The organism is Thiomonas sp. FB-Cd (assembly GCF_000733775.1).
GTDB lineage: Bacteria > Pseudomonadota > Gammaproteobacteria > Burkholderiales > Burkholderiaceae_C > Thiomonas_A.
Genome location: NZ_JPOE01000002.1, coordinates 1,111,168 through 1,130,334, shown reverse-complemented (window position 1 = coordinate 1,130,334; position 19,167 = coordinate 1,111,168). Strand labels below are relative to the sequence as shown.

Annotated in this window: 17 protein-coding genes and 1 pseudogene; 5 read left to right on the top strand and 13 right to left on the bottom strand. The window is 65.3% G+C overall.

The genetic code is table 11. The features are described from left to right. Positions 1-34 precede the first annotated feature (34 nt). From CD04_RS0105555 to CD04_RS0105540, 4 genes are all read right to left on the bottom strand, one after another. Positions 35-496: a universal stress protein gene (locus tag CD04_RS0105555; RefSeq protein WP_031404854.1), complete on the bottom strand. Its 462-nt coding sequence runs from the start codon at positions 494-496 to the stop codon at positions 35-37. Between the two features lie 156 nt (positions 497-652). After that, positions 653-1,144: a Spy/CpxP family protein refolding chaperone gene (locus CD04_RS0105550; RefSeq protein ID WP_051848956.1), complete on the bottom strand. Its 492-nt coding sequence runs from the start codon at positions 1,142-1,144 to the stop codon at positions 653-655. A gap of 109 nt (positions 1,145-1,253) precedes the next feature. Beyond that, positions 1,254-1,682, bottom strand: coding sequence for a hypothetical protein (locus tag CD04_RS21435; RefSeq protein ID WP_038167507.1), 429 nt, complete (start codon positions 1,680-1,682; stop codon positions 1,254-1,256). A 268-nt stretch (positions 1,683-1,950) separates the two neighbouring features. Further along, positions 1,951-2,607, bottom strand: a complete 657-nt coding sequence (locus CD04_RS0105540) for a DUF2202 domain-containing protein (RefSeq protein WP_197033032.1) — start codon at positions 2,605-2,607, stop codon at positions 1,951-1,953. A 481-nt stretch (positions 2,608-3,088) separates the two neighbouring features. On the opposite strand from CD04_RS0105540, the gene CD04_RS0105535 reads away from it, so the two are divergent. From CD04_RS0105535 to CD04_RS0105520, 4 genes are all read left to right on the top strand, one after another. Continuing rightward, positions 3,089-4,714 (top strand): FAD-dependent oxidoreductase, encoded by a 1,626-nt coding sequence (locus tag CD04_RS0105535; RefSeq protein ID WP_031404849.1) that lies wholly within the window; start codon positions 3,089-3,091, stop codon positions 4,712-4,714. A 140-nt stretch (positions 4,715-4,854) separates the two neighbouring features. Continuing rightward, a complete protein-coding gene (locus CD04_RS0105530; protein ID WP_031404847.1) occupies positions 4,855-6,144 on the top strand; it encodes an RNA-guided endonuclease TnpB family protein in 1,290 nt (429 codons plus the stop codon). A 35-nt stretch (positions 6,145-6,179) separates the two neighbouring features. Continuing rightward, on the top strand, positions 6,180-7,847 hold the full coding sequence (locus CD04_RS0105525; RefSeq protein WP_031404845.1) for an acetolactate synthase large subunit: 1,668 nt from the start codon (positions 6,180-6,182) through the stop codon (positions 7,845-7,847). A gap of 201 nt (positions 7,848-8,048) precedes the next feature. Further along, complete coding sequence (locus CD04_RS0105520) at positions 8,049-8,798, top strand: SDR family oxidoreductase (RefSeq protein WP_031404843.1); 750 nt, start codon at positions 8,049-8,051, stop codon at positions 8,796-8,798. 164 nt (positions 8,799-8,962) lie between these two features. Here the strand turns inward: CD04_RS0105520 and CD04_RS24100 are convergent, their stop codons facing one another. The 8 genes and pseudogenes from CD04_RS24100 to CD04_RS0105480 all read right to left on the bottom strand — a co-directional run bounded on the left by CD04_RS24100 (position 8,963) and on the right by CD04_RS0105480 (position 12,989). After that, on the bottom strand, positions 8,963-9,469 hold the full coding sequence (locus tag CD04_RS24100; protein WP_197033031.1) for an SWIM zinc finger family protein: 507 nt from the start codon (positions 9,467-9,469) through the stop codon (positions 8,963-8,965). A gap of 14 nt (positions 9,470-9,483) precedes the next feature. Beyond that, complete coding sequence (locus tag CD04_RS0105505; protein WP_031404839.1) at positions 9,484-10,773, bottom strand: RNA-guided endonuclease TnpB family protein; 1,290 nt, start codon at positions 10,771-10,773, stop codon at positions 9,484-9,486. Between the two features lie 9 nt (positions 10,774-10,782). Then, complete coding sequence (locus CD04_RS0105500; protein ID WP_031404837.1) at positions 10,783-11,283, bottom strand: hypothetical protein; 501 nt, start codon at positions 11,281-11,283, stop codon at positions 10,783-10,785. A gap of 68 nt (positions 11,284-11,351) precedes the next feature. Further along, positions 11,352-11,435 (bottom strand): annotated as a pseudogene (locus tag CD04_RS25185) (type II toxin-antitoxin system mRNA interferase toxin, RelE/StbE family); the annotation flags it as partial. Positions 11,436-11,466: 31 nt separating this feature from the next. Continuing rightward, a complete protein-coding gene (locus tag CD04_RS0105495; RefSeq protein ID WP_255333627.1) occupies positions 11,467-11,802 on the bottom strand; it encodes a type II toxin-antitoxin system PemK/MazF family toxin in 336 nt (111 codons plus the stop codon). 10 nt (positions 11,803-11,812) lie between these two features. Continuing rightward, positions 11,813-12,043 (bottom strand): type II toxin-antitoxin system PrlF family antitoxin, encoded by a 231-nt coding sequence (locus CD04_RS0105490; protein WP_031404833.1) that lies wholly within the window; start codon positions 12,041-12,043, stop codon positions 11,813-11,815. Positions 12,044-12,297: 254 nt separating this feature from the next. Then, positions 12,298-12,669, bottom strand: a complete 372-nt coding sequence (locus CD04_RS0105485) for a type II toxin-antitoxin system HigA family antitoxin (protein ID WP_031404831.1) — start codon at positions 12,667-12,669, stop codon at positions 12,298-12,300. A 17-nt stretch (positions 12,670-12,686) separates the two neighbouring features. After that, a complete protein-coding gene (locus tag CD04_RS0105480) occupies positions 12,687-12,989 on the bottom strand; it encodes a type II toxin-antitoxin system HigB family toxin (RefSeq protein ID WP_031404828.1) in 303 nt (100 codons plus the stop codon). 559 nt (positions 12,990-13,548) lie between these two features. Here CD04_RS0105480 and CD04_RS0105470 point away from each other — a divergent pair. After that, positions 13,549-14,118, top strand: coding sequence for an isochorismatase family protein (locus CD04_RS0105470; RefSeq protein WP_031404823.1), 570 nt, complete (start codon positions 13,549-13,551; stop codon positions 14,116-14,118). 35 nt (positions 14,119-14,153) lie between these two features. Here CD04_RS0105470 and CD04_RS22475 read toward each other — a convergent pair whose 3' ends face one another. Then, positions 14,154-18,431: an EAL domain-containing protein gene (locus CD04_RS22475; protein WP_197033030.1), complete on the bottom strand. Its 4,278-nt coding sequence runs from the start codon at positions 18,429-18,431 to the stop codon at positions 14,154-14,156. Between the last annotated feature and the right edge of the window lie 736 nt (positions 18,432-19,167).

The window sequence follows — 19,167 nt, the reverse complement described above, 5'->3', positions numbered from 1 at the left end:
TGAACTGGTCAATGGATGGGCCGGTATAAGCGGACTACTTGTTGGGCGCGGCGCCGTGCACGATCAACACGGGCACGCTGCTGAGCCGCGAGATCCCTTCGGCCACGCTGCCGAGGAACAAGCGGCTGAGGCCTCGGTAGCCATGGCTGCCCACAACGAGCAGATCAGCCGACAGCGCCTTGGCCTGATCGGCGAGCAGCTCGGCGACCCGCTGCCCGACCGACTCGCTTTCCAGAAGCGTCGAGGTGGCAGGCAGTCCGGCCTGCGTGGCTTGGGCCAGGGACCGGTCCAGAATCGCCTGGCCTTGCTGCCGATAGATCGCCGGCATGTCCACCTCGACCGACTCGCCCAGATCGGCCCAGGGCATTCCCATGATGTCGACGACGTGAACGATGTGCAGATGGGCGCGCTGGTCCTGCGCCAAGGCGATGGCATGGCGCAGCGCGGCATCGGACACCGGACTGCCGTCAATGGCGATCAAAATGTTCTTGTACATAATTCACTGTGTTTGATCGATCGTCCAACGCGAGCTGTCGATGCCATGGGCATCGGTCGCACGCATCCATGAGCGCCACCGCACCGTCGCACGCCATGCAGCGGGTCCGGGCGCAAATCCCAGGATGCTGACGCGGGCATCGACGCAGCGTCGCGCCTATTTCTTCACTGGAGCCTTGCGCAAGCGCCTGGGCTCATGCCTGAACAGCCGGTCGGCGATGGCCTTTTGATTCGGGGAGAGCACGCCATACAAATCGCTGAACGAAGCCGAAAGCTTCTGGACGTTTTGCGCGTTCAGCGCGGCCATGTTGGCATACGACTTCATGACTTCATCGGCATTCATCGTCGGCATTTTGGTCATGCGCTCGCGAAACGCCTGCTCCATGGCATCGGCATTCTGGCGCATGGTCAGGGCAAAGGCGTTCCATTGCGGTGCCTCCTGCAGCGTGATCTCCAGCTGCTTGTGCAGCTCGACAATGCGCTGCTCCACGAGGTTTTCGCGCCGTTCGGCGCGTCGGGTCGTAGATGCGACCTTGGATGATGGTGCGCGCGCCTGGGTGGATGAGCTGCTCTGCGCGCCAGCCACGGGCGACAGGAATGCAAGCGCGAGCATTGCGGGCAACATGGCGATGCGGATCGGATGGTTCATGGTTGGGCTCTCGAATGGGTTCCAAGGGTGGGGCGGTCGCTGGCCCCTTTGGCGGGTTCAGCCGCAGGCGACGGTCGATACTGCCGCGCGCCTGGCTGCAAAGCCCGCGTCAATACGACGGAGGATAGTTGGAGGGCGGGTAGGGATAGGGGGCGTAATAGGTGCTCCCGGGCGGAGGCGGGGGCGCGGAGTAATACACGCCAGGCGGTGGCGGCGGCGGTGGCGCCGAATAAACCACGGGTGGCGGGGGCTGCATCGCCCCCAGTACGGCCGTGCCAATGACCGCGCCCAGCAGCGCACCGAAAATGAAATCGCCGTTGCCGCCGCCGCCACCGCCGCGACGATAGTCGTACTGCGGCTGACGCTGATTGCGGTAGTTTGGTTGCGGCCCGCGCTGACCATGCCAGTCGGGCCGCCCGCGGCCCTGGTCATGGGGGCCGTATTGCGCATAGACGCTGGCGGTGGGCAGCACGGCGGCGAGGGCGACGATCGCAGCTGCGACCCGGTGGCAGGCAAATCGTTGTGACGGCTGAGACATGGCAATGCTCCTTGAGGCTTCTTGTGGCCTTCGCACTGTTGACCGACACAACGCGCGGCTCCAAGCTCCTTATTCAGGATAGGCCGGTTGTGCGGATTTGGCTACTCTGCGGCATTGCAGGCAGAGCCAAGCCATGCGGCGATGCCCACGGGCATCCAGCGCGTGCCTTTTGGCGATGGCCATCCGCGGCGCGCCACGCGGGGTGATGACAGGCTACAGGTAACCGCCTGCGCACGACGGGCCATGCCCGTCGTGCGCAGGCGGTTACTCAGTGCGCGCCGCGGTGCTGGTCCGCCGTGGCGGATTCACGCGCGTGGCTGCCGCATTTTTCCATCGGGCTGGTGAGGATCTGGTCGACCACGTCCTGCGGCAGCACCTGGGCCTGGTACGGCAGTCCGGTGTCGGCGGTGATGACCTGCGCGAAACCCCGCAGGTGATTGCGCGAGCCGCACATCAGGGTTTCGTAAGTCTTGGTGATGTCCTCGTGCTGGGAGCGTCCAACCGCCGCGGTGATATCGATGATGTCCGTTTCTTCAATCAGGCCACCGACCTCCAGCGCATCGAGGCTGCTGAGCTCGCCCTTGGCAAGCAGCGTGTAGTAGAGGGTCTGGAGCTTGGGATTGGTGAACACCCCAACTGCATTGCCCGCCGCAGGGTCCGACAGGTTGTACTTGTCGAGCAATTTGAGAATGGCGTCCATATGGGACTGCTCGGCTTCGGCGATGTTGCTGAAGATTTGCAGATTCCAGAGACCGTACAGGGTCAGATAGCTGTCGCGTGCGACTTTTTCCTCTTCGCGGGTGTACAGCAGGTCGGCCTGCTCCTGCGACGTGAGGGCCAGCGCGGCATGCGTGACCGATGCATACGGCGTGGTGAAGGTGCACAAGACCATCGCCAGCGCGACGGCAACGATTCGGGTCAGCATGTTGACTCTCCTTTGAGACTCGTGGATTGGATTGCGCCGGCCAGCCTGATCGAAGTCTTTGGATTGCAGGCCCATCACGCTAAACATAGGAAGTGTTTCTCAACGTGTCAATGTCAAACATCAAGTAACTTGCTTGCGCAGCCGCCAACTCCAGTTGGCAGCACCGGGATCGCCACAATGGCATGCCGAACGCGTTTCCACACAGCCTCGGCCAAATGCGGGGCATTCTGCGGCCCTCACCAGCGCGGCCGTTGCTATCGTTAGGTGGCACGGCTTGCGGGGACGGCCGCTATGCCATAGCCAGCGGCCGCCGGCAGCATCGATATCCTGTGCGTCGGGCCGGCCAAGGAGGGGAATGCCCGGGCACGCGTTCGATGGCCTGCAAAATCAGTTAAGGCGTAACGTCACCCGCTATCGCTGACGGCAACAGGGCGACGCACTGCTGGGGCTGTTCAGCGTTGCCGTTACAGGAGACAAACCGATGGCTGCATTGCGGACCGATGCATTGGTGGTGGGGGGCGGCTTGGCGGGCATCGTCGCGGCTCTGGAGTTGCTGCGCGCTGGTCAGCGGGTCACTTTGATCGAACGCGACACAGCCGAGCGTTTTGGTGGGCTGGCCCTGTGGGCGTTTGGCGGCATGGCGCTGGTGGGCACGGCCTTGCAGGCGAAGATGAGAATCCCCGACACGCCCGAGCGCGCCCTGGCCGACTGGCAGCGCTTTGGCGAGCTGGCCGAGGACGACCTCTACCCCCAGCAGTGGGCGCGCTATTACGTCGAGCATTCGCGTAGCCACGTCTATGACTGGTTGCTGGGCGAGGGCCTGAAGTTCATGCCCGCCGTGAACTGGGTCGAGCGCGGCCTGCATGGCGACGGCAACAGCCTGCCCCGCTACCACGTGGTCTGGGGTACCGCGCGCGAGCTCACGCGGCGCATGATCGCCGCGCTGCGCCGGGCGAGCGGGGATGGCCGCCTGACGCTCTTGCACCGTCACCGCGTCACGCAGCTGGAGCAGAGCAGCGGCGGCCTCAGCGGTGCCGTGGCCATCGACGAAGACAGCGGCCAAGCGCTGCAGCTGCGCGCCCCCGTCGTGGTGCTGGCCATGGGCGGCATCAACGGTGGCCACGCCGAGACACGTGCCAACTGGCCCAGAAATCGCTTCATGCCAGCCGCCATGCTCAACGGTGCTCACCCCTTTGCCGACGGCCGCTTGCACCACCACGCTGCTGAACGCTTTGGCGCGCAGATCACCCACGCGGGCGAGATGTGGAACTACGCGGCGGGCATTCCGCACCCCTATCCACAGTTTGCCGGTCACGGGCTCTCCACCATTCCCTGCAAGTCGGCCCTGTGGCTCAATCACACCGGCAAGCGCATCGGCCCCGAGCCCTTGGTGACGGGATTTGACACGCACTGGCTGTGCCAGCGCGTGGCGCAGCAAGACAAACCCTGGACCTGGCATCTGCTCAACTGGCGCATTGCGGCCAAGGAATTCGCCATCTCCGGCGCTGAGCACAACCAGCGCATCCGCGACATGCAGTTCCCGGCGTTCATCAAGGAAACCCTGCTGGGTAACCATCGCCTGGTGCGGCAGATGCAAAGCGAGAGTCCGCATTTCCTGGTGGCCGACACCCTGGCCGAGCTGGCTGTAAAGATGAATGCGCTCACAGCATCGCACGACGTGCAGGCCGCCACCTTGCAGGCCACGGCCGACGCCTTCGACGCTAATTTCAGCAACGGCAACAAGCTGGAAAACGACGACCAGATCCGCCGCATCCTGCATGCACGCCAGTGGCGGCCCGACATGCTGCGCACATGTAAGCCCGCGCCGCTGCAGCAAAAGGGCGCCGGGCCGTTCATCGCCATTCACATGCAGCTCATCACACGCAAGAGCCTGGGCGGCCTGCGGACCGATCTGCAAAGCCGCGTGTTGGACAGCGCTGGGCAGCCGGTGGACGGCCTGTACTGCGTGGGCGAGGCCGCGGGCTTCGGCGGCGGCGGCGCCAGCGGCAAGCGATCATTGGAGGGCACCTTCCTGCCCGGCTGCATTCTCACGGCTCGCGCGGCTGCGCGCTCCATTACCAGCGGTGGCCCAAACACCTACTGGTAGCTATGAACACATGCCCGCGCATTCCCCTTCCTCGCCCGGCCCGACGCACAGCGTCGCTCAGGCGAAGCCGTCCGGGCAGGAGGGGGTCAAGCGGGCGGTTTTCGCTTGTTGTTCCTCGCCATGCTGGATAAAATACCAGCATGCAACGGCGCAAAGTCACGCTCAAGCTGTATCCCAATGCCGCGCAAGCTGCGCGGCTTGAGGCGTGGACGCGGCTGCACTGCGAGTTGTACAACGCGGCGCTGGAAGAACGCATCGACGCCTGGCGCAAGGCCAGGAAGTCCATCTCTTACTACGACCAGCAGAACGTCCTGCCGCAGATCAAGGCGAAGCGGCCTGAGTTCATGGAACTCGGTAGCCACGCGCTGCAGCAAACGCTGCGGCGGCTGGATCTCGCATTCCAGTCGTTCTTCCGCCGCGTCAAGGCGGGGCAGACGCCCGGATTCCCGCGATTCAAATCCAGCAAGCGGTTCTCGGGTTTTGCCTATCCCGATCCGGTTGGGTGGAAGCTGATGGAGCACGGCGGCCGTGGCGCAACCCTGCGCATCGGCAGCGGCGATGCCGCCCTGTCCATCCGGGCGCGTGGGCAGCATCGTTTTGGGATTGATGCCAAACCCAACGACATCGCCCTGACACGCCGCAACGGTCAGTGGTTTGTGTCGGTGACGCTGCGCGTGCCCGATGCGGCCTGTGCGCGCGAGCGCACCGCCGACATGCGGCGTGGCGTGGATTTCGGGATCAACGACTGGGCCACATTCGACGATGGCGACAGCATCGCGAACCCGCGCTGGGTGCGCGAGGCGCTGCCGCGCCTTGCAGTGCTGCAGCGCCAGCGTGCACGCAAACGCAAAGGCTCCGTGCGATACAAGCGATTGAGCCGCGGCATCGCGGTGCTGCATGATCGCATCGGCAACCTGCGCCGGGACTTCGTGCACAAGGAAACGACCAGGATGGTGCGGCAATGCGCGGTGCTGGCGACCGAAGAACTCGCACCCAAGACCATGAGTCGCAGCGCGAAGGGCACGGTGGAAGCGCCGGGCCGTCGTGTGCGGCAGAAAGCCGGACTCAACCGCGAGATGCTCTCGGCGGGGTTCGGCATGGCGCATCAGATGCTCACGTACAAAGCGAAAGAAGCTGGTACGCGACTGCATCTGAGCCATACGCGCCAGCTCAAACCGTCGCAGCGCTGCTCGGCGTGCTGGGAACTCGTTCCCAAGACGTTGGCGCAGCGTGTGCATGTGTGCCCGCACTGCGGGCATACGGCGCCGCGCGACCAGAACAGCGCAATGGTGGTTCTCATCGACGCGCACAACACGCAGGACGCGCCTGGGACGGGCGTGGCGGCGAGACCCAAACCTCTGACCCGGCAACGGGGCAAGTCCAGGTCCGTGACCCGCGAAACCCCCACTACAGCGCCGTCAGGCGCTTAGTGGCGGGAGAGTTCATCTTTCATAAGGACGGTCCCATGAACGGAGCCCAAGCCCTGCTGCAGACTCTGACCGATGCGGGCGTCGAAGTCTGCTTCACCAACCCCGGCACCAGCGAGATGCATTTCGTCGCCGCGCTCGACAGCGCGCCGCGCATGCGCGCCGTGCTGACCTTGTTCGAAGGCGTGGCCACGGGCGCTGCCGAAGGATACGCGCGCATGGCCGACAAACCCGCCGCCACGCTCTTGCACATGGGGTGCGGCCTGGGCAACGGGATGGCCAACCTGCACAACGCACGCAAGGGTAAGGTGCCTGTCGTCAACATCGTCGGTGACCATGCCACGTTCCACACCCAGTACGACGCGCAGCTGCAGTCCGACATCGAAACAGTGGCGAAGAATGTTTCGCCCAGCTTTGTGCGCACCAGCGCCAACACCGCCCAACTCAGCCAGGACGCCGTGGCCGCCGTACAGGCCGCACGCGGCCTGCCGGGCCAAGTGGCCACGCTCATCGTGCCCGCCGACGTGTCCTGGGGCGAGGGTGCTCAGCCTTGCCCCATGCCGACCCAAAGCCCGGCCCCAGCGGCCGATGACGCCGTGGTGCAAGCCATCGCCCGGGCCATCACCCAAGCTGTACGCGCGGGCGAAAAGGCGGCCCTTCTGCTTGGAGGCCAAGCGCTGCGCGAGCCGGGCTTGCTGGCAGCGGCGCGCATCGCGGCGCAGGCGAGGGTGGAGCTCTTGGCCGAGGTCTTCCCCACGCGCCTGACGCGCGGTGCGGGCCTGCCGACGGTCGAGCGCATCGCGTATCTGGCCGAGATGGCGGGCGTACAACTGGCGGGCGTCAAGCACCTGATCCTGGTCGATGCCAAGGCGCCGGTGTCCTTCTTTGCCTACCCCGGCAAGGCCAGCAACCTGGTGCCCGATGGCTGCACCGTGCACACCCTTGCCGCGCCCGAGCAAAACGCCCGGACCAGTCTGGAAAAGCTCGCCGCCGCCCTGGGCGCAGTGCAGACCCGGCCCCCGCTGCAGGCGCCCCAGCGCCCCGGCCGCCCGCGCGGCGCGCTCTCCGCGCCCAAGGTCTGCAAGGCCGTGGGCCATCTGCTGCCCGAGGGCGCCATCCTGATCGACGAGGCCATCACCAGCGGCCTGATGCTCGGCGCCATGACCGCCGGCTGCCCGCGCCACGACCTGATCACGCTGACCGGCGGCGCTATCGGCCAGGGCCTGCCCAATGCCGTGGGCGCGGCCATTGCCTGCCCCGATAGGCCGGTGATTGCGCTCATTGGCGACGGCGCCGCCATGTACACCATCCAGGCGCTGTGGAGCATGGCGCGCGAGAACCTGCACGTGGTCAGCATCATTTTCAACAACGCCAGCTACTCGGTGCTGAACGTGGAGCTGGAACGCGTGGGCGCCGGCGACGGCGGCGCCAAGGCCAAAGCCCAGTTGGACTTAAATGGCCCGCGCCTGAACTTCGCCCAGCTGGCGCAGGGCATGGGCGTGCATGCGGTGCGCGCCAGCACGGCAGAGGACTTCACCAAGGCGCTGGAATACGCCCTGGCCTACCCCGGCCCGCACCTGATCGAAGCCCTGGTGCCGGAGTCGCTCAGCGGTGCCAAGCGCAAGGTCCTGCCCTGGCTGCTTCGGTCGATGCCCAATCTGCCCCGGCCGGTGGCGCTGGCGCTCAAGCGCAAGATCGCGCCGTAATTGAACGCTCCCGCCACTAAGCCGCCGTTGCGGCGACCCTCAGTTTGGCCCCATCTAAAATGGGCGGCACCATGGCGCAGCCCCCTGCGAGGCGCGCGAGGACGAGAGGGTGGTCGCTGAGTTGGTGACATTGGCTGCCACACGGCACCATCTCAACCAGGAAGCCGTGCGCACACGGGCGCAAACGGAGGAAATCGACCCATGCAGATCAGTGCCATCGTCACCGGCCATTCGCGGGGCCTGGGTGCGGCCATCGCCGCGAATTTACTTGGGCGCGGAATAGCCACGCTGGGGTTGGCGCGGCGCGTGCACCCGGATCTTGCTCAGCGCTATCCGACGCTGCTGCAGGAGGTCACGCTGGATTTGAGCGACCCCTCGGCGCTTGGTGCGTGGCTGGCTGGCCCCACACTGGCCAACTGGGGCCTGGGGCGCGATCAGATTGTGCTGATCAACAACGCCGGGACGGTCGAGCCGATCGGCTCGTTGCCGATGCAGGACGCGATGGCCGTTGCCAAAGCGGTGGCGCTGAATGTTGCCGCGCCCCTGATGCTCAGCAGCGCCCTGGTTTCAGCAACCGATGCAAAGCAGGACCGGCGCATCCTGCATGTCTCCAGCGGTGCGGCGCGCAATGCCTACGCGGGATGGAGCGTGTACTGCGCAACGAAGGCCGCGCTGGATCACCACGCGCGCGCCGTCGTGCTCGATGACACGGCGGGCGTGCGCATCTGCAGCCTGGCTCCGGGCGTCATCGACACCGCGATGCAGGCGGCGATTCGCGCCACGTCCCTTGAGGCCTTCCCGATGCGCGCGCGATTCGACGCGCTCAAGGCGCACGGCGAACTCGCCTCGCCACAGGATTGCGCCGAGCGGCTGATTGGGTATGCGCTCAGTGCGTCGTTCGGGCAGCAGCCGGTTGCCGATTTGCGCGACGTTGCGACCGAAGGCGATTGAGTCGGGCTCAGGCCGACGCGCGTGGAGGCCGCCATCGGCTCCGCCACGAACACCGAGCAAGAATTCCGCCGCGTACCAGGCTTGCGCGCGGAAAACTGGGCCAGCGAACTGGCCATAATGCCGCTGCGCTAGGGGTTGTGGCAGCGGCTTCGCAGCCGTCGGCCTCATCGTGGTTGATTGGCCACTTTTTTCTTGGCTGCTGGCGCCTTCAATGGCGTGGGGCGGGCCTTGGAGGAACTTGCCGCGGTATTGTTCCCATTGTCCTTCGGCGGGGACGGTTCTGCGCGCTTGCGACGCGAAGCTGCATGAGGCCTGCCCTTTGCAGGGGGCGCAGACACCTCGGATGGCCTGGCGTTTCCTTGAGGAATCGCCAGATCGATGCCGAAGACATCGGCAAGCGAGGCGTCGTCGAGCACCCTGTCCCGGGCAGGTGTCGTCCGGGTGCGCACGGATAGTCCGGCCGCCTGCGTCACGAGCTCACTCGGGTCCACCTGACGCAGCGTGAAAAGCAACTCCGGCTGCGCGTCCAGACGCGCGCCGACCCCGTAGAGCACGGCGGCGACATGCTTGCACATGGTCGCCCAGTCAGGGCAGGAGCAATGGAGCCGGATGTCTTTGGGCGCCGGGAACAGCCCTGTCTTCGGGGCACAGATGTGCTCCATCACGGACATGAACTCTCCCGCCACTAAGCGCCTGACGGCGCTGTAGTGGGGGTTTCGCGGGTCACGGACCTGGACTTGCCCCGTTGCCGGGGCAGAGGTTTGGGTCTCGCCGCCACGCCCGTCCCAGGCGCGTCCTGCGTGTTGTGCGCGTCGATGAGAACCACCATTGCGCTGTTCTGGTCGCGCGGCGCCGTATGCCCGCAGTGCGGGCACACATGCACACGCTGCGCCAACGTCTTGGGAACGAGTTCCCAGCACGCCGAGCAGCGCTGCGACGGTTTGAGCTGGCGCGTATGGCTCAGATGCAGTCGCGTACCAGCTTCTTTCGCTTTGTACGTGAGCATCTGATGCGCCATGCCGAACCCCGCCGAGAGCATCTCGCGGTTGAGTCCGGCTTTCTGCCGCACACGACGGCCCGGCGCTTCCACCGTGCCCTTCGCGCTGCGACTCATGGTCTTGGGTGCGAGTTCTTCGGTCGCCAGCACCGCGCATTGCCGCACCATCCTGGTCGTTTCCTTGTGCACGAAGTCCCGGCGCAGGTTGCCGATGCGATCATGCAGCACCGCGATGCCGCGGCTCAATCGCTTGTATCGCACGGAGCCTTTGCGTTTGCGTGCACGCTGGCGCTGCAGCACTGCAAGGCGCGGCAGCGCCTCGCGCACCCAGCGCGGGTTCGCGATGCTGTCGCCATCGTCGAATGTGGCCCAGTCGTTGATCCCGAAATCCACGCCACGCCGCATGTCGGCGGTGCGCTCGCGCGCACAGGCCGCATCGGGCACGCGCAGCGTCACCGACACAAACCACTGACCGTTGCGGCGTGTCAGGGCGATGTCGTTGGGTTTGGCATCAATCCCAAAACGATGCTGCCCACGCGCCCGGATGGACAGGGCGGCATCGCCGCTGCCGATGCGCAGGGTTGCGCCACGGCCGCCGTGCTCCATCAGCTTCCACCCAACCGGATCGGGATAGGCAAAACCCGAGAACCGCTTGCTGGATTTGAATCGCGGGAATCCGGGCGTCTGCCCCGCCTTGACGCGGCGGAAGAACGACTGGAATGCGAGATCCAGCCGCCGCAGCGTTTGCTGCAGCGCGTGGCTACCGAGTTCCATGAACTCAGGCCGCTTCGCCTTGATCTGCGGCAGGACGTTCTGCTGGTCGTAGTAAGAGATGGACTTCCTGGCCTTGCGCCAGGCGTCGATGCGTTCTTCCAGCGCCGCGTTGTACAACTCGCAGTGCAGCCGCGTCCACGCCTCAAGCCGCGCAGCTTGCGCGGCATTGGGATACAGCTTGAGCGTGACTTTGCGCCGTTGCATGCTGGTATTTTATCCAGCATGGCGAGGAACAACAAGCGAAAACCGCCCGCTTGACCCCCTCCTGCCCGGACGGCTTCGCCTATGCGACGCTGTGCGTCGGGCCGGGCGAGGAAGGGGAATGCGCGAGCATATGTTCAACGCCGATTCAATCTCGGACCAGAAAGCCAGAAGCGTGTCCGCCGACAGGTATTCGGCGCCCTTCATCGGAGGGGCATCGAGACACAGGGTTTCGAGGCTCACCGCGTCCGGTGCGGCAATCGCGATCGTGCCGCCTTCCGGTGTCGCCGTCAGCCCCGTGACGTAGCGCACAGCAAAGTCCCGCCAGAATGCCCAGAGCTGCGGCAACGCGGTCGTCGCTTCCGCAGCGCCCAGGTGAAGCAGGCCGCGTCCGGTGCCTTGTGCAAATGCGGCCGACAGTCGCTCGGATAGCGCTTCGGCCAAGGGCATTGCATCAGGCTCTTCAGCCCACTGCAGATGACCGTGAGGTGTGAGGTGCAGCGTGGGGTTCATATTTGAGTCCGTCGAGGTTCAGGGCGTCCACCTGATGCCAAGCGGAGGCACACTCCAACGGGACAGGCTCAACCGAAAACCTCACTATGCGAGCCAAGCCGCGCAAGCCTGAACATGCCGGCATCGGACTCGCGATAAATAAGCCGCGGGTCAACGCTGGCGAACTGTTTGCCGCGGCAATGATCAAGATTGCCGCGAATTGGCAAGCAAACGCTCTAAGGCGTGGGCGACAGCTTGGGCATCGCCGTCGTCCAGACGCCCCAAGCGCCCTCGCACGAGGCGATCATCCAAGCTAAATAGGTTGAAGCGCACCTTGGATGGTGCCGGCAAGCCTGCGGCCACAAGATTTCCTAAGGTTTGATCCAGCGGCCACGGGGCATTCGCTTCGGAGGTGATCATCGCCATCGCCATGACCGAGTGTCCCGCTGCATGATTGAAATCCTCCGCGCTTGACAACACCAGGGCCGGGCGGCTCTTCGTGCTTTGGCGGTCTGTGAACGGAAACGGCACACGAACCACGTCGAAGCGTTCAAAGCTCACGGTACGCGTCTTCGTCGGCCTGCGAACTCCACTCCTGCAATGTCTTCTCTAGGCCTTCCAGATAGTCGACGTCCAGTGCGACAGCCCTGCGGACACGGACGGTTTGGTCCGCGTCCAGTTCCCAGATCAAGGAATCACCGGCCTTGACCCCCAAGGCCTTGCGGACCGACGCAGGAACAGTCGTCTGTCCTTGCGAGGTGATTTTGGCAGTTGCGGTCATCTCCGGACTCTTCCCATGAGGTAATGAAACGTTATATTAAGGGCTCGGCAGTTCCGCGCGGAATTCCCCCGTGAACTCTCCCGCCGCTAACCGCGTGGCGCTGTAGCGGGGGTTTCGCGGGTCAAGGGCTCAAACTTGTCACGTTGCCGGGGCAGAGGTTTGGGTCTCGCCGCCACGCCCGTCTGGCGTGTTCGCGTCGTTGTCGGCGGCATCGATGCAACGTGTTGTCCTTGGCCGGGCTCAGCCGCCGGTGATCACCTGGCAACAGTCTCCGCAATCAGCACATCAGCCGGGATACCCAGGCTCTGGTGCAGCCTGCGAATCATGGCCAGCGTCAGCGGACGCTTGCGGTTCAGGACTTCGTAGACCCGGTTGCTCTTGCCAATGATCGGCTCAAGATCTTTGACCGACAGACCGCTTTGATCCATCCGGAATTTGATGGCCTCCACCGGATCGGGCGCAGTGATAGGTACGTGCTTGGCCTCGTAGGCCTGCACCAGCGTGGCGAGGATGTCCAGACGGTCACCCTCCGGCGTGCCCAGATCAGGGTCGGAATCCATCAAGGCCGAAATCTCTTTGAGAGTGGCCTTGTAGTCGGCTTCGGTGTGGATAGGGCGAATGTCCATTGTTTCTCCGTGGCCGGTCAGGCCATTTCAACGGTTTCTGCGTCCACTGCGCCGTACTCCTTGTGGGTGCCGACAAACTTCACGTAGACGATCTGCAACTTGTACGCAACAGCCACGATCAGCCGGTAGTCATTGCCTTTGATGTTGAAGACCACGCGACGGTTCTTCAGCACGCTGGCACTGCGGTACTGCGCCTTGATGTCAGCGGGCTGTGTCCAGGTCGCATTCGTGGCTTCTTCGTACCACGCCTTCAGCGGCTGCTCGGCGTCGGGATAGCGTTCCCAAAAGGCCCGAAGGGTCGACACAGCAATCACTCGCATGGGCTGAAGCATAGTCCCAAAATGGGACTATGGCAAGGGATCTGCCCTCCCTGTGTCACCAGATGCGCGACAAGCGCGATCCTTCAGGGCGGGGAAGGCTAGCTCGGATGCCACAGGCGCGACGCCACACGTCGTTAGGCGTCCGGGCCGAGCCGATGGTCCTGCCGATGCGCCTTGTGGTGGCGTTGTGCCAACGCCAATCACTGCACTTGCGCCGGGACGATCGGCATGGCCATCGCCATCGTGGTCGCGATGCAGAACTGCAATGGACACTGCACCGAGGGCGAGGCCTTGCCCTGGTATGGATGCGCACATCGCGTGAGTCGACTGTGGTGTTGCCGCTATGCCTCGGTGTTCACTTTCACGTTGACGTTCAACGCACACTGTACCGTGACTGACGCGAATTTGGACCCACTGCGAGCGTGCCAGTCGAGACATCGCAGTGGGTCACACGGCAACAGCACGACCTCTGTAGCCTTGATGGGGGCTTTAAGCAGCGTGGCGCGCAGCGGGCCGCCAGCAGCAACAATAGATGCTTTGCACGCAAAGGGAATTCTGTATGCACACCTGTCTGCTCGTCATCGACGCCCAGGAATCGTTCCGCCGTCGCCCGTATTTCGACGCCGCTCGGGCCGCAACCTATCTGGCTGCGCAAAATGCCCTGATCAAGGGATGCGAAGCCCGTGCGATCCCGATCGTGCGCATCCTGCACAGTGACGGTCCGGAGCGTGCAGACAACCCCTTTGCGCGAGCCTCCGGTTACGTGCGACCGATGGATGGGCTCGCCGGCGCGGAGCCGGCGGCCACATTCATCAAGTCGCGCCACAGCGCGCTGGTGGGCACGGGCCTGGATGTCTGGCTGATCCGCAATGGCGTGCGCAAGCTGATGGTCAGCGGCATCCGCACGGAGCAATGCTGCGAGACCACCACCCGTCATGCTTCGGATCTGGGATGGGACGTGGATTTCGTCAGCGAAGCCACGCTGACCTTTGACATGCAGCAGCCCGATGGGGCGGTCCTGCGCGCGGACGATATCGTGCAGCGCACGGCCACGGTTCTCATGGACCGGTTCGCAACGATCTGCACGGTCGAGCAGGCGCTGGCGCGCGCCACAGCGGCTCATCAGTAAGAAGCTCCGGCGCCCTCGGCGGCGGTGTGCCGCGCCTACTCCCCGGAAACCCCGGCGTGTCGGCCCAGCGCGGCGTCGCGCCCGCTCGGGTCCGCAGGCCACTGCCGCTGCGCCATCCAGTGGGCCAGCGCGTCGGGTGCGAAGGGCCGCGACAGCGCAAAGCCCTGACCGTATTCGGCCCCAAGGCCGCAGGCCATGTCCACCAGGATGGGGCTTTCCAGACCCTCGACCACGACGCTCAGGCCCAGGGTCTGGGCCATGCGCACAAGGGACCCGATGAAGGGCACCGTTTGCTTCGCATCGGCCTGCGCATGCTTGACCAGGTTCTGGTCGATCTTGACGGTGTGAAACGGCAACGTGCGCAGGCGCTGCAGACTGGAATAGCCGGCACCGAGATCGTCCATGACCAGACGCACACCCAGCGCCGCCAATTGCGTGACCGCGGCATCGCGCCGCTGCGTATCGAAGGCCTCCTCCTCGGTTTCCAGCAGCTCGAGGTACAAGCGCGATGGTGAAAGCCCGGTGGCCTTGAGTTCTTCCTCGATCCAGCGCGGGCAGTCGCGGGCCACCAAAACGCTGGGCGGCAGGTTGATGCTGGCGTCGATGTGCAGGCCCTGGGCATCCCACCGTACGAGCCATTCCAGGATTTGCCGCAAGCCCTTGTGGAACAGCACCTGGAGTTCCTGATGGCCGAACGCCGGCAGGAACTCGCCCGGGTTGAGCAGCCTGTTGCCATCGCGCAGGCGGGCGAGCGCCTCGACCTTGTCGACTGCGCCCGTGGCGAGGGTGACGATGGGCTGGACAACCATCTCGACGTTGTCTGCGAACAGCAGGTCATGGAGGTGCTGCCGCATCCCGGCATCGATGGGCGCGGCGTGGATGCCTCGCTCCAGGCGCTGGAAGACCGGGGTGGCCAGATGCTGCAGGGACTCGAGCCACATGCGCATCGATGGGGACTCGAACTGTCCCGGATAGGCACCGAGCAGCGTGATGAGCATCATGGGGCATGCCTGCGCGTCCACAATCGGAATGGCCGCTGAACTGCGGATGCCAAGGCGGGTTGCGATGGCCGCGACGATGTCCGATTCGGCCTCGAGAACTTCGCTGCTGCAGACCTGGATATGCCCGGTGAGCCAGGCGCGCTGGGGCGGGCCGCGCTTGCCGCGTTTGCCGTGGCCAGCCGGCTGCAAGCCCAACCGGATGCCATGCTTGCGCATCTCCTCCACGTACGGCGCAGCGTTTCCCGCAGCGAATTCCAGGACGTATTCGTCGCTTGCGTCGGGTCGTCCGATTGCCACGCCCGTGATGCACGGCAACGTGGTCAGATACTTCGCCAGGTGCTCGGCAAAATCGCCGGCCTGGATCCAGCCCTGCATGTGCGTTTCCAGATCCGCCAGATGGGCCAGGCGCCCCTGCTCGACCTGGTCGCGCCCGAGGCTCTGGGCCTGGAGCTCGCGAGCCAGGCGCGCTTGCAAGATGGTGTTCAGAGCCAGCCGGGCATCGGTGCGCCAGGGCAACTTCTGGGTCGCCGCATGCAGCAGCTCGCCATAGCGGCTCATGGCGGCAATGACGTCGGACGCATCCACCCCGATCGTGGCGTGCACCCGGCCCAGGTGCGTGCCCATGGCGTCGTGCTCGGCATCGCGCAAGTCTGCGGCGGTGATGTGTTGCAGGTGATGCGCCTGGCGCTCCTTGAGATCGACCAGCTCGCCTGGGGCCAGAAAGCCCAGGATGCGCGCCGCCCGCGGCTGCTGCGCAAGCCTGGCGTAGAAGGCCTCGATGAATGCGTCCCCCATGCCGAGCCAATGCTCATGCGCCTTGCGCAACAGCTCGCTGGCGACGCGCCCGTAGGGATCGATGGGGTCATCGTCGGCGTGCAGGGACACGTCCGAGGCAGCAAAGCGCCACCAGTGGCTGCGCGTAAACTTGTTGGATTTGGAGGCGTACATGGCCGCATCGGCTTGCCGCAGCAGCCCATCGCCATCCGTCGCATCGTGGGGGTAGGTGGCAATGCCCATGCTCATGCCCAGTTCAACCTGCACGCCGGGCGCCAGCTCAAAAGGTGTCTCGACCGCCTCATGCAGCCGTGCAAGCGCGCGCTCCAGGCTTTGCGGGCCGGCCGTCTCAGCCATGTCGTCGAACACCACGACGAGCTCGTCGCCACCGAGGCGCGCCAGCATGTCCGACGCCCGCAAGCGTGCTTGCAGGCGCTGCGCCAGCTGCTGAAGCAGCCGGTCGCCCATCGCGTGACCATGCACGTCGTTCAGCGGCTTGAAATCGTCCAGATCGAGCAGGCCCACCGCGATCTCGGTCCCGCCAAGGCGGGCGCGCTCGATGCAGTCGCGCAGATGCAGCTCAAGCGCATAGCGGTTGGGAAGGCCCGTGAGCGGATCATGCGTGGCTTGCCACTTCAGGCGCTTTTGGGCTTCGTATTTTTCCGTGATGTCCCGAAACACCAGCACGCATCCCTGGAGCGTGCCGTCCTGCGTCGAAATCGGGGCGGCCGAGTCTTCGATGTTGTACCGTGCGCCGTCGCGCGCGATGAGCACCGTGTGATTGGCAAGCTCGACGGTCTCGGCGGTTTGCAGCACCACGTCCACCGGGTTGACCACCGCATCCCCGGTGGTCTCATGCACGAGGCGAAGAATGTCCGTCGCCGCGCGCCCCACGGCGAGGCTCGATGGCCAGCCCGTGAGGCGCTCGGCAATCGGGTTGAGAAATGTCACGCGGCCTTGCACGTCGGTCGTGATCACCGCGTCCCCGATGGAGGCCAGTGTGATCTGGGCGAGCTCCTTTTCCTGGTAGAGCTGTTCGCTGAGCTGCTTCTGGGCCGCAGCCAGCTGCCGCTCGCGCGTGAGCAGATCAATGCGATCGAGGCCCCGCGAGATGTCCCGGGCAAGCTCCTCCAGCAGCGCCTGAAGCGGAGCATCGAAGATGTTGGCCTGCGCGTGGTAGACGTTGAGGACGGCCCAGATGGCGCCAGCCCGGAAGATGGGCTGGGCAGCGCTGGCCTGCAGGCCATACTCGCGTGCACGCGCGTGCCAAGGCGCCAGGAAGGCGGTCGTTGCAAACGCCGGGTTGTAGTAGGCACGTTCTTCGCGCCAGGCGCGGCCGCTTGAGCCCTGGCCTTCGGGACGATCGGGGTCGGCGCTGATGAGGACATCGTCCAGATAACCGCTGGCCGCGCCGGAGTAGGCGAGAAACGCAAAGCGCCCCGACGCATCGGGCTTGCCGATCCAGGCCAGCTCCAGGTGGGCGTTGCGCGCAGCCAGGTCGCAGATCGACTGCAGCAAGACGGTGGCGTCGTCGCAGGATGCGACGACCTGGTTGACGGCGGCGTGCAGGGCGTTGAACTGCGTCAGGCGGCGCAGCGCCGTGATGTCGGTTTCGACGCTGATGAACCCCTCCAGGCTGCCGTCGGCGCGATGCATGGGCGACAGGGCAATCTGTACCCAGTAGGGGTTGCCCGAGCGCGTGTAGTTCACGATCGCGCCGTCGAAACGCTGGCCGGTGCGAACCGCTTCACGCAGGGCCTCGGCCGTCTTGGGGTCGCTTTGCGGGCCCTGCAGGACTTCCGCCGGCGTGCGGCCCATGAGATCGTCCGCGGCATAGCCTGACAGGGCCTGAAAGCCCTGGTTCGCCCAAACGGTCGAGCCTTGCGGGTCCAGGATGAGCACGCCGTTGGTCGTCTGGCTGGCCACCAGGGCGAGGCGGCGCGTGTCGGCCTCCTGCGCCTGGCGCTCGACCTCCTCGCGCTGCTGCTGCAGCAGCAGGCCCAGCACCGAGGCGCCAAGCTCCAGGAGCTGGCGCTCAAAGGCCCGGGGCAGGCCATGCTCGAGACTGGTGAGTGCGAACGTGCCCACAATGCTGTGTTGCGCATCGCGAATCGGCGTCGACCAGCACGCCTTCAGCTGGTGATCCACGGCCAGCGGCCGCAGATCCTCCCAGCGCGGGTCCGACAGGGTGTCGCTGACAAAGACGGGCTCTTGCCGGTAGATCACGTTGCCGCACGAGCCCGCGCCGGGACCCGGGCTGAGGTCGTTGAGCTCGCGGACGATGGCCGGCGGAATGCTGGGGGCGCAAAAGACCTGCAGCAACCCGTCGGCATCGAGCAGCATGACGGAGGCGAGCGCACCGGGCACGGCCTGCTCGAAAAGCCGGCATGCGCGCTCGATGCGCACCTGTGCGGGCTCCAGGCCCGTGGCGGCGTCGAGCAGGGCTCGCTGCAGTTGCAGCATGCTTCGCAACTGTTCGGCCGTGATGTCGTCGTCCTCCTCCAGCAGGGCGACACTGTGAACCGGGCGTGACGTCATGGCGTCGTCCCCGCACAGCGGCGCATTGAGCGGGCCGGAGCCAACCGGTGGTCCACGGCGGTTGCAGAAGTGGCGCGCAGGGGCGCGCAGGGTGGGCGTTGTGCAAGACGCGGACGTCGCATCCTCGGGCTTCGGGAAGGTCTGCGCGCGGCCGCCCCGGGCGGCATGGATCCAGCAAGGCGGTGTCGCATCATGCGCCCGCGTGTGCGCTGGGCATGCGGCATGAAAGCGCCGGCGCATTCACGCATGCATCCAGGCATGTCAGGCGAGCTGCACCAGCGCGACAGCCATGGGCCGGCCACGATGGATGCCATCTCGCCTTGCGCCGCTTTGCCTTCAGCTCCCAACATAGGGGTTGCCCCTTGATGCCCCGCCGGATGCGCTGCGCACGGGTCGGGGTGAAAACGCCACAATCATGCACGCCAGCCTTGGCGCGCATGCGCCGCTGCGGGCCTTGAGACCGCGACCTTGCAGCGTGCTCACAGCGTATGCGGACGGGCCAACGCATTCTGTTAATTCGTTAACGAAAAAGCCGTTTTCATGGATGCGATCGGCAATGCCGTTGCAGGCACGCACGCCGCCGGGTTCGGGATGTCACAAAAAGATACCACTGCGCGTGACGGCCTCTGTCGCCGCATCCCGAAAAGACTCTATGCTTCACGCTGACAGCGACGCTGGATGCGAGCCTGACGCGCAGCGCTGCAACGGCTTGCGGCTTTCAAAACAACAACCAATT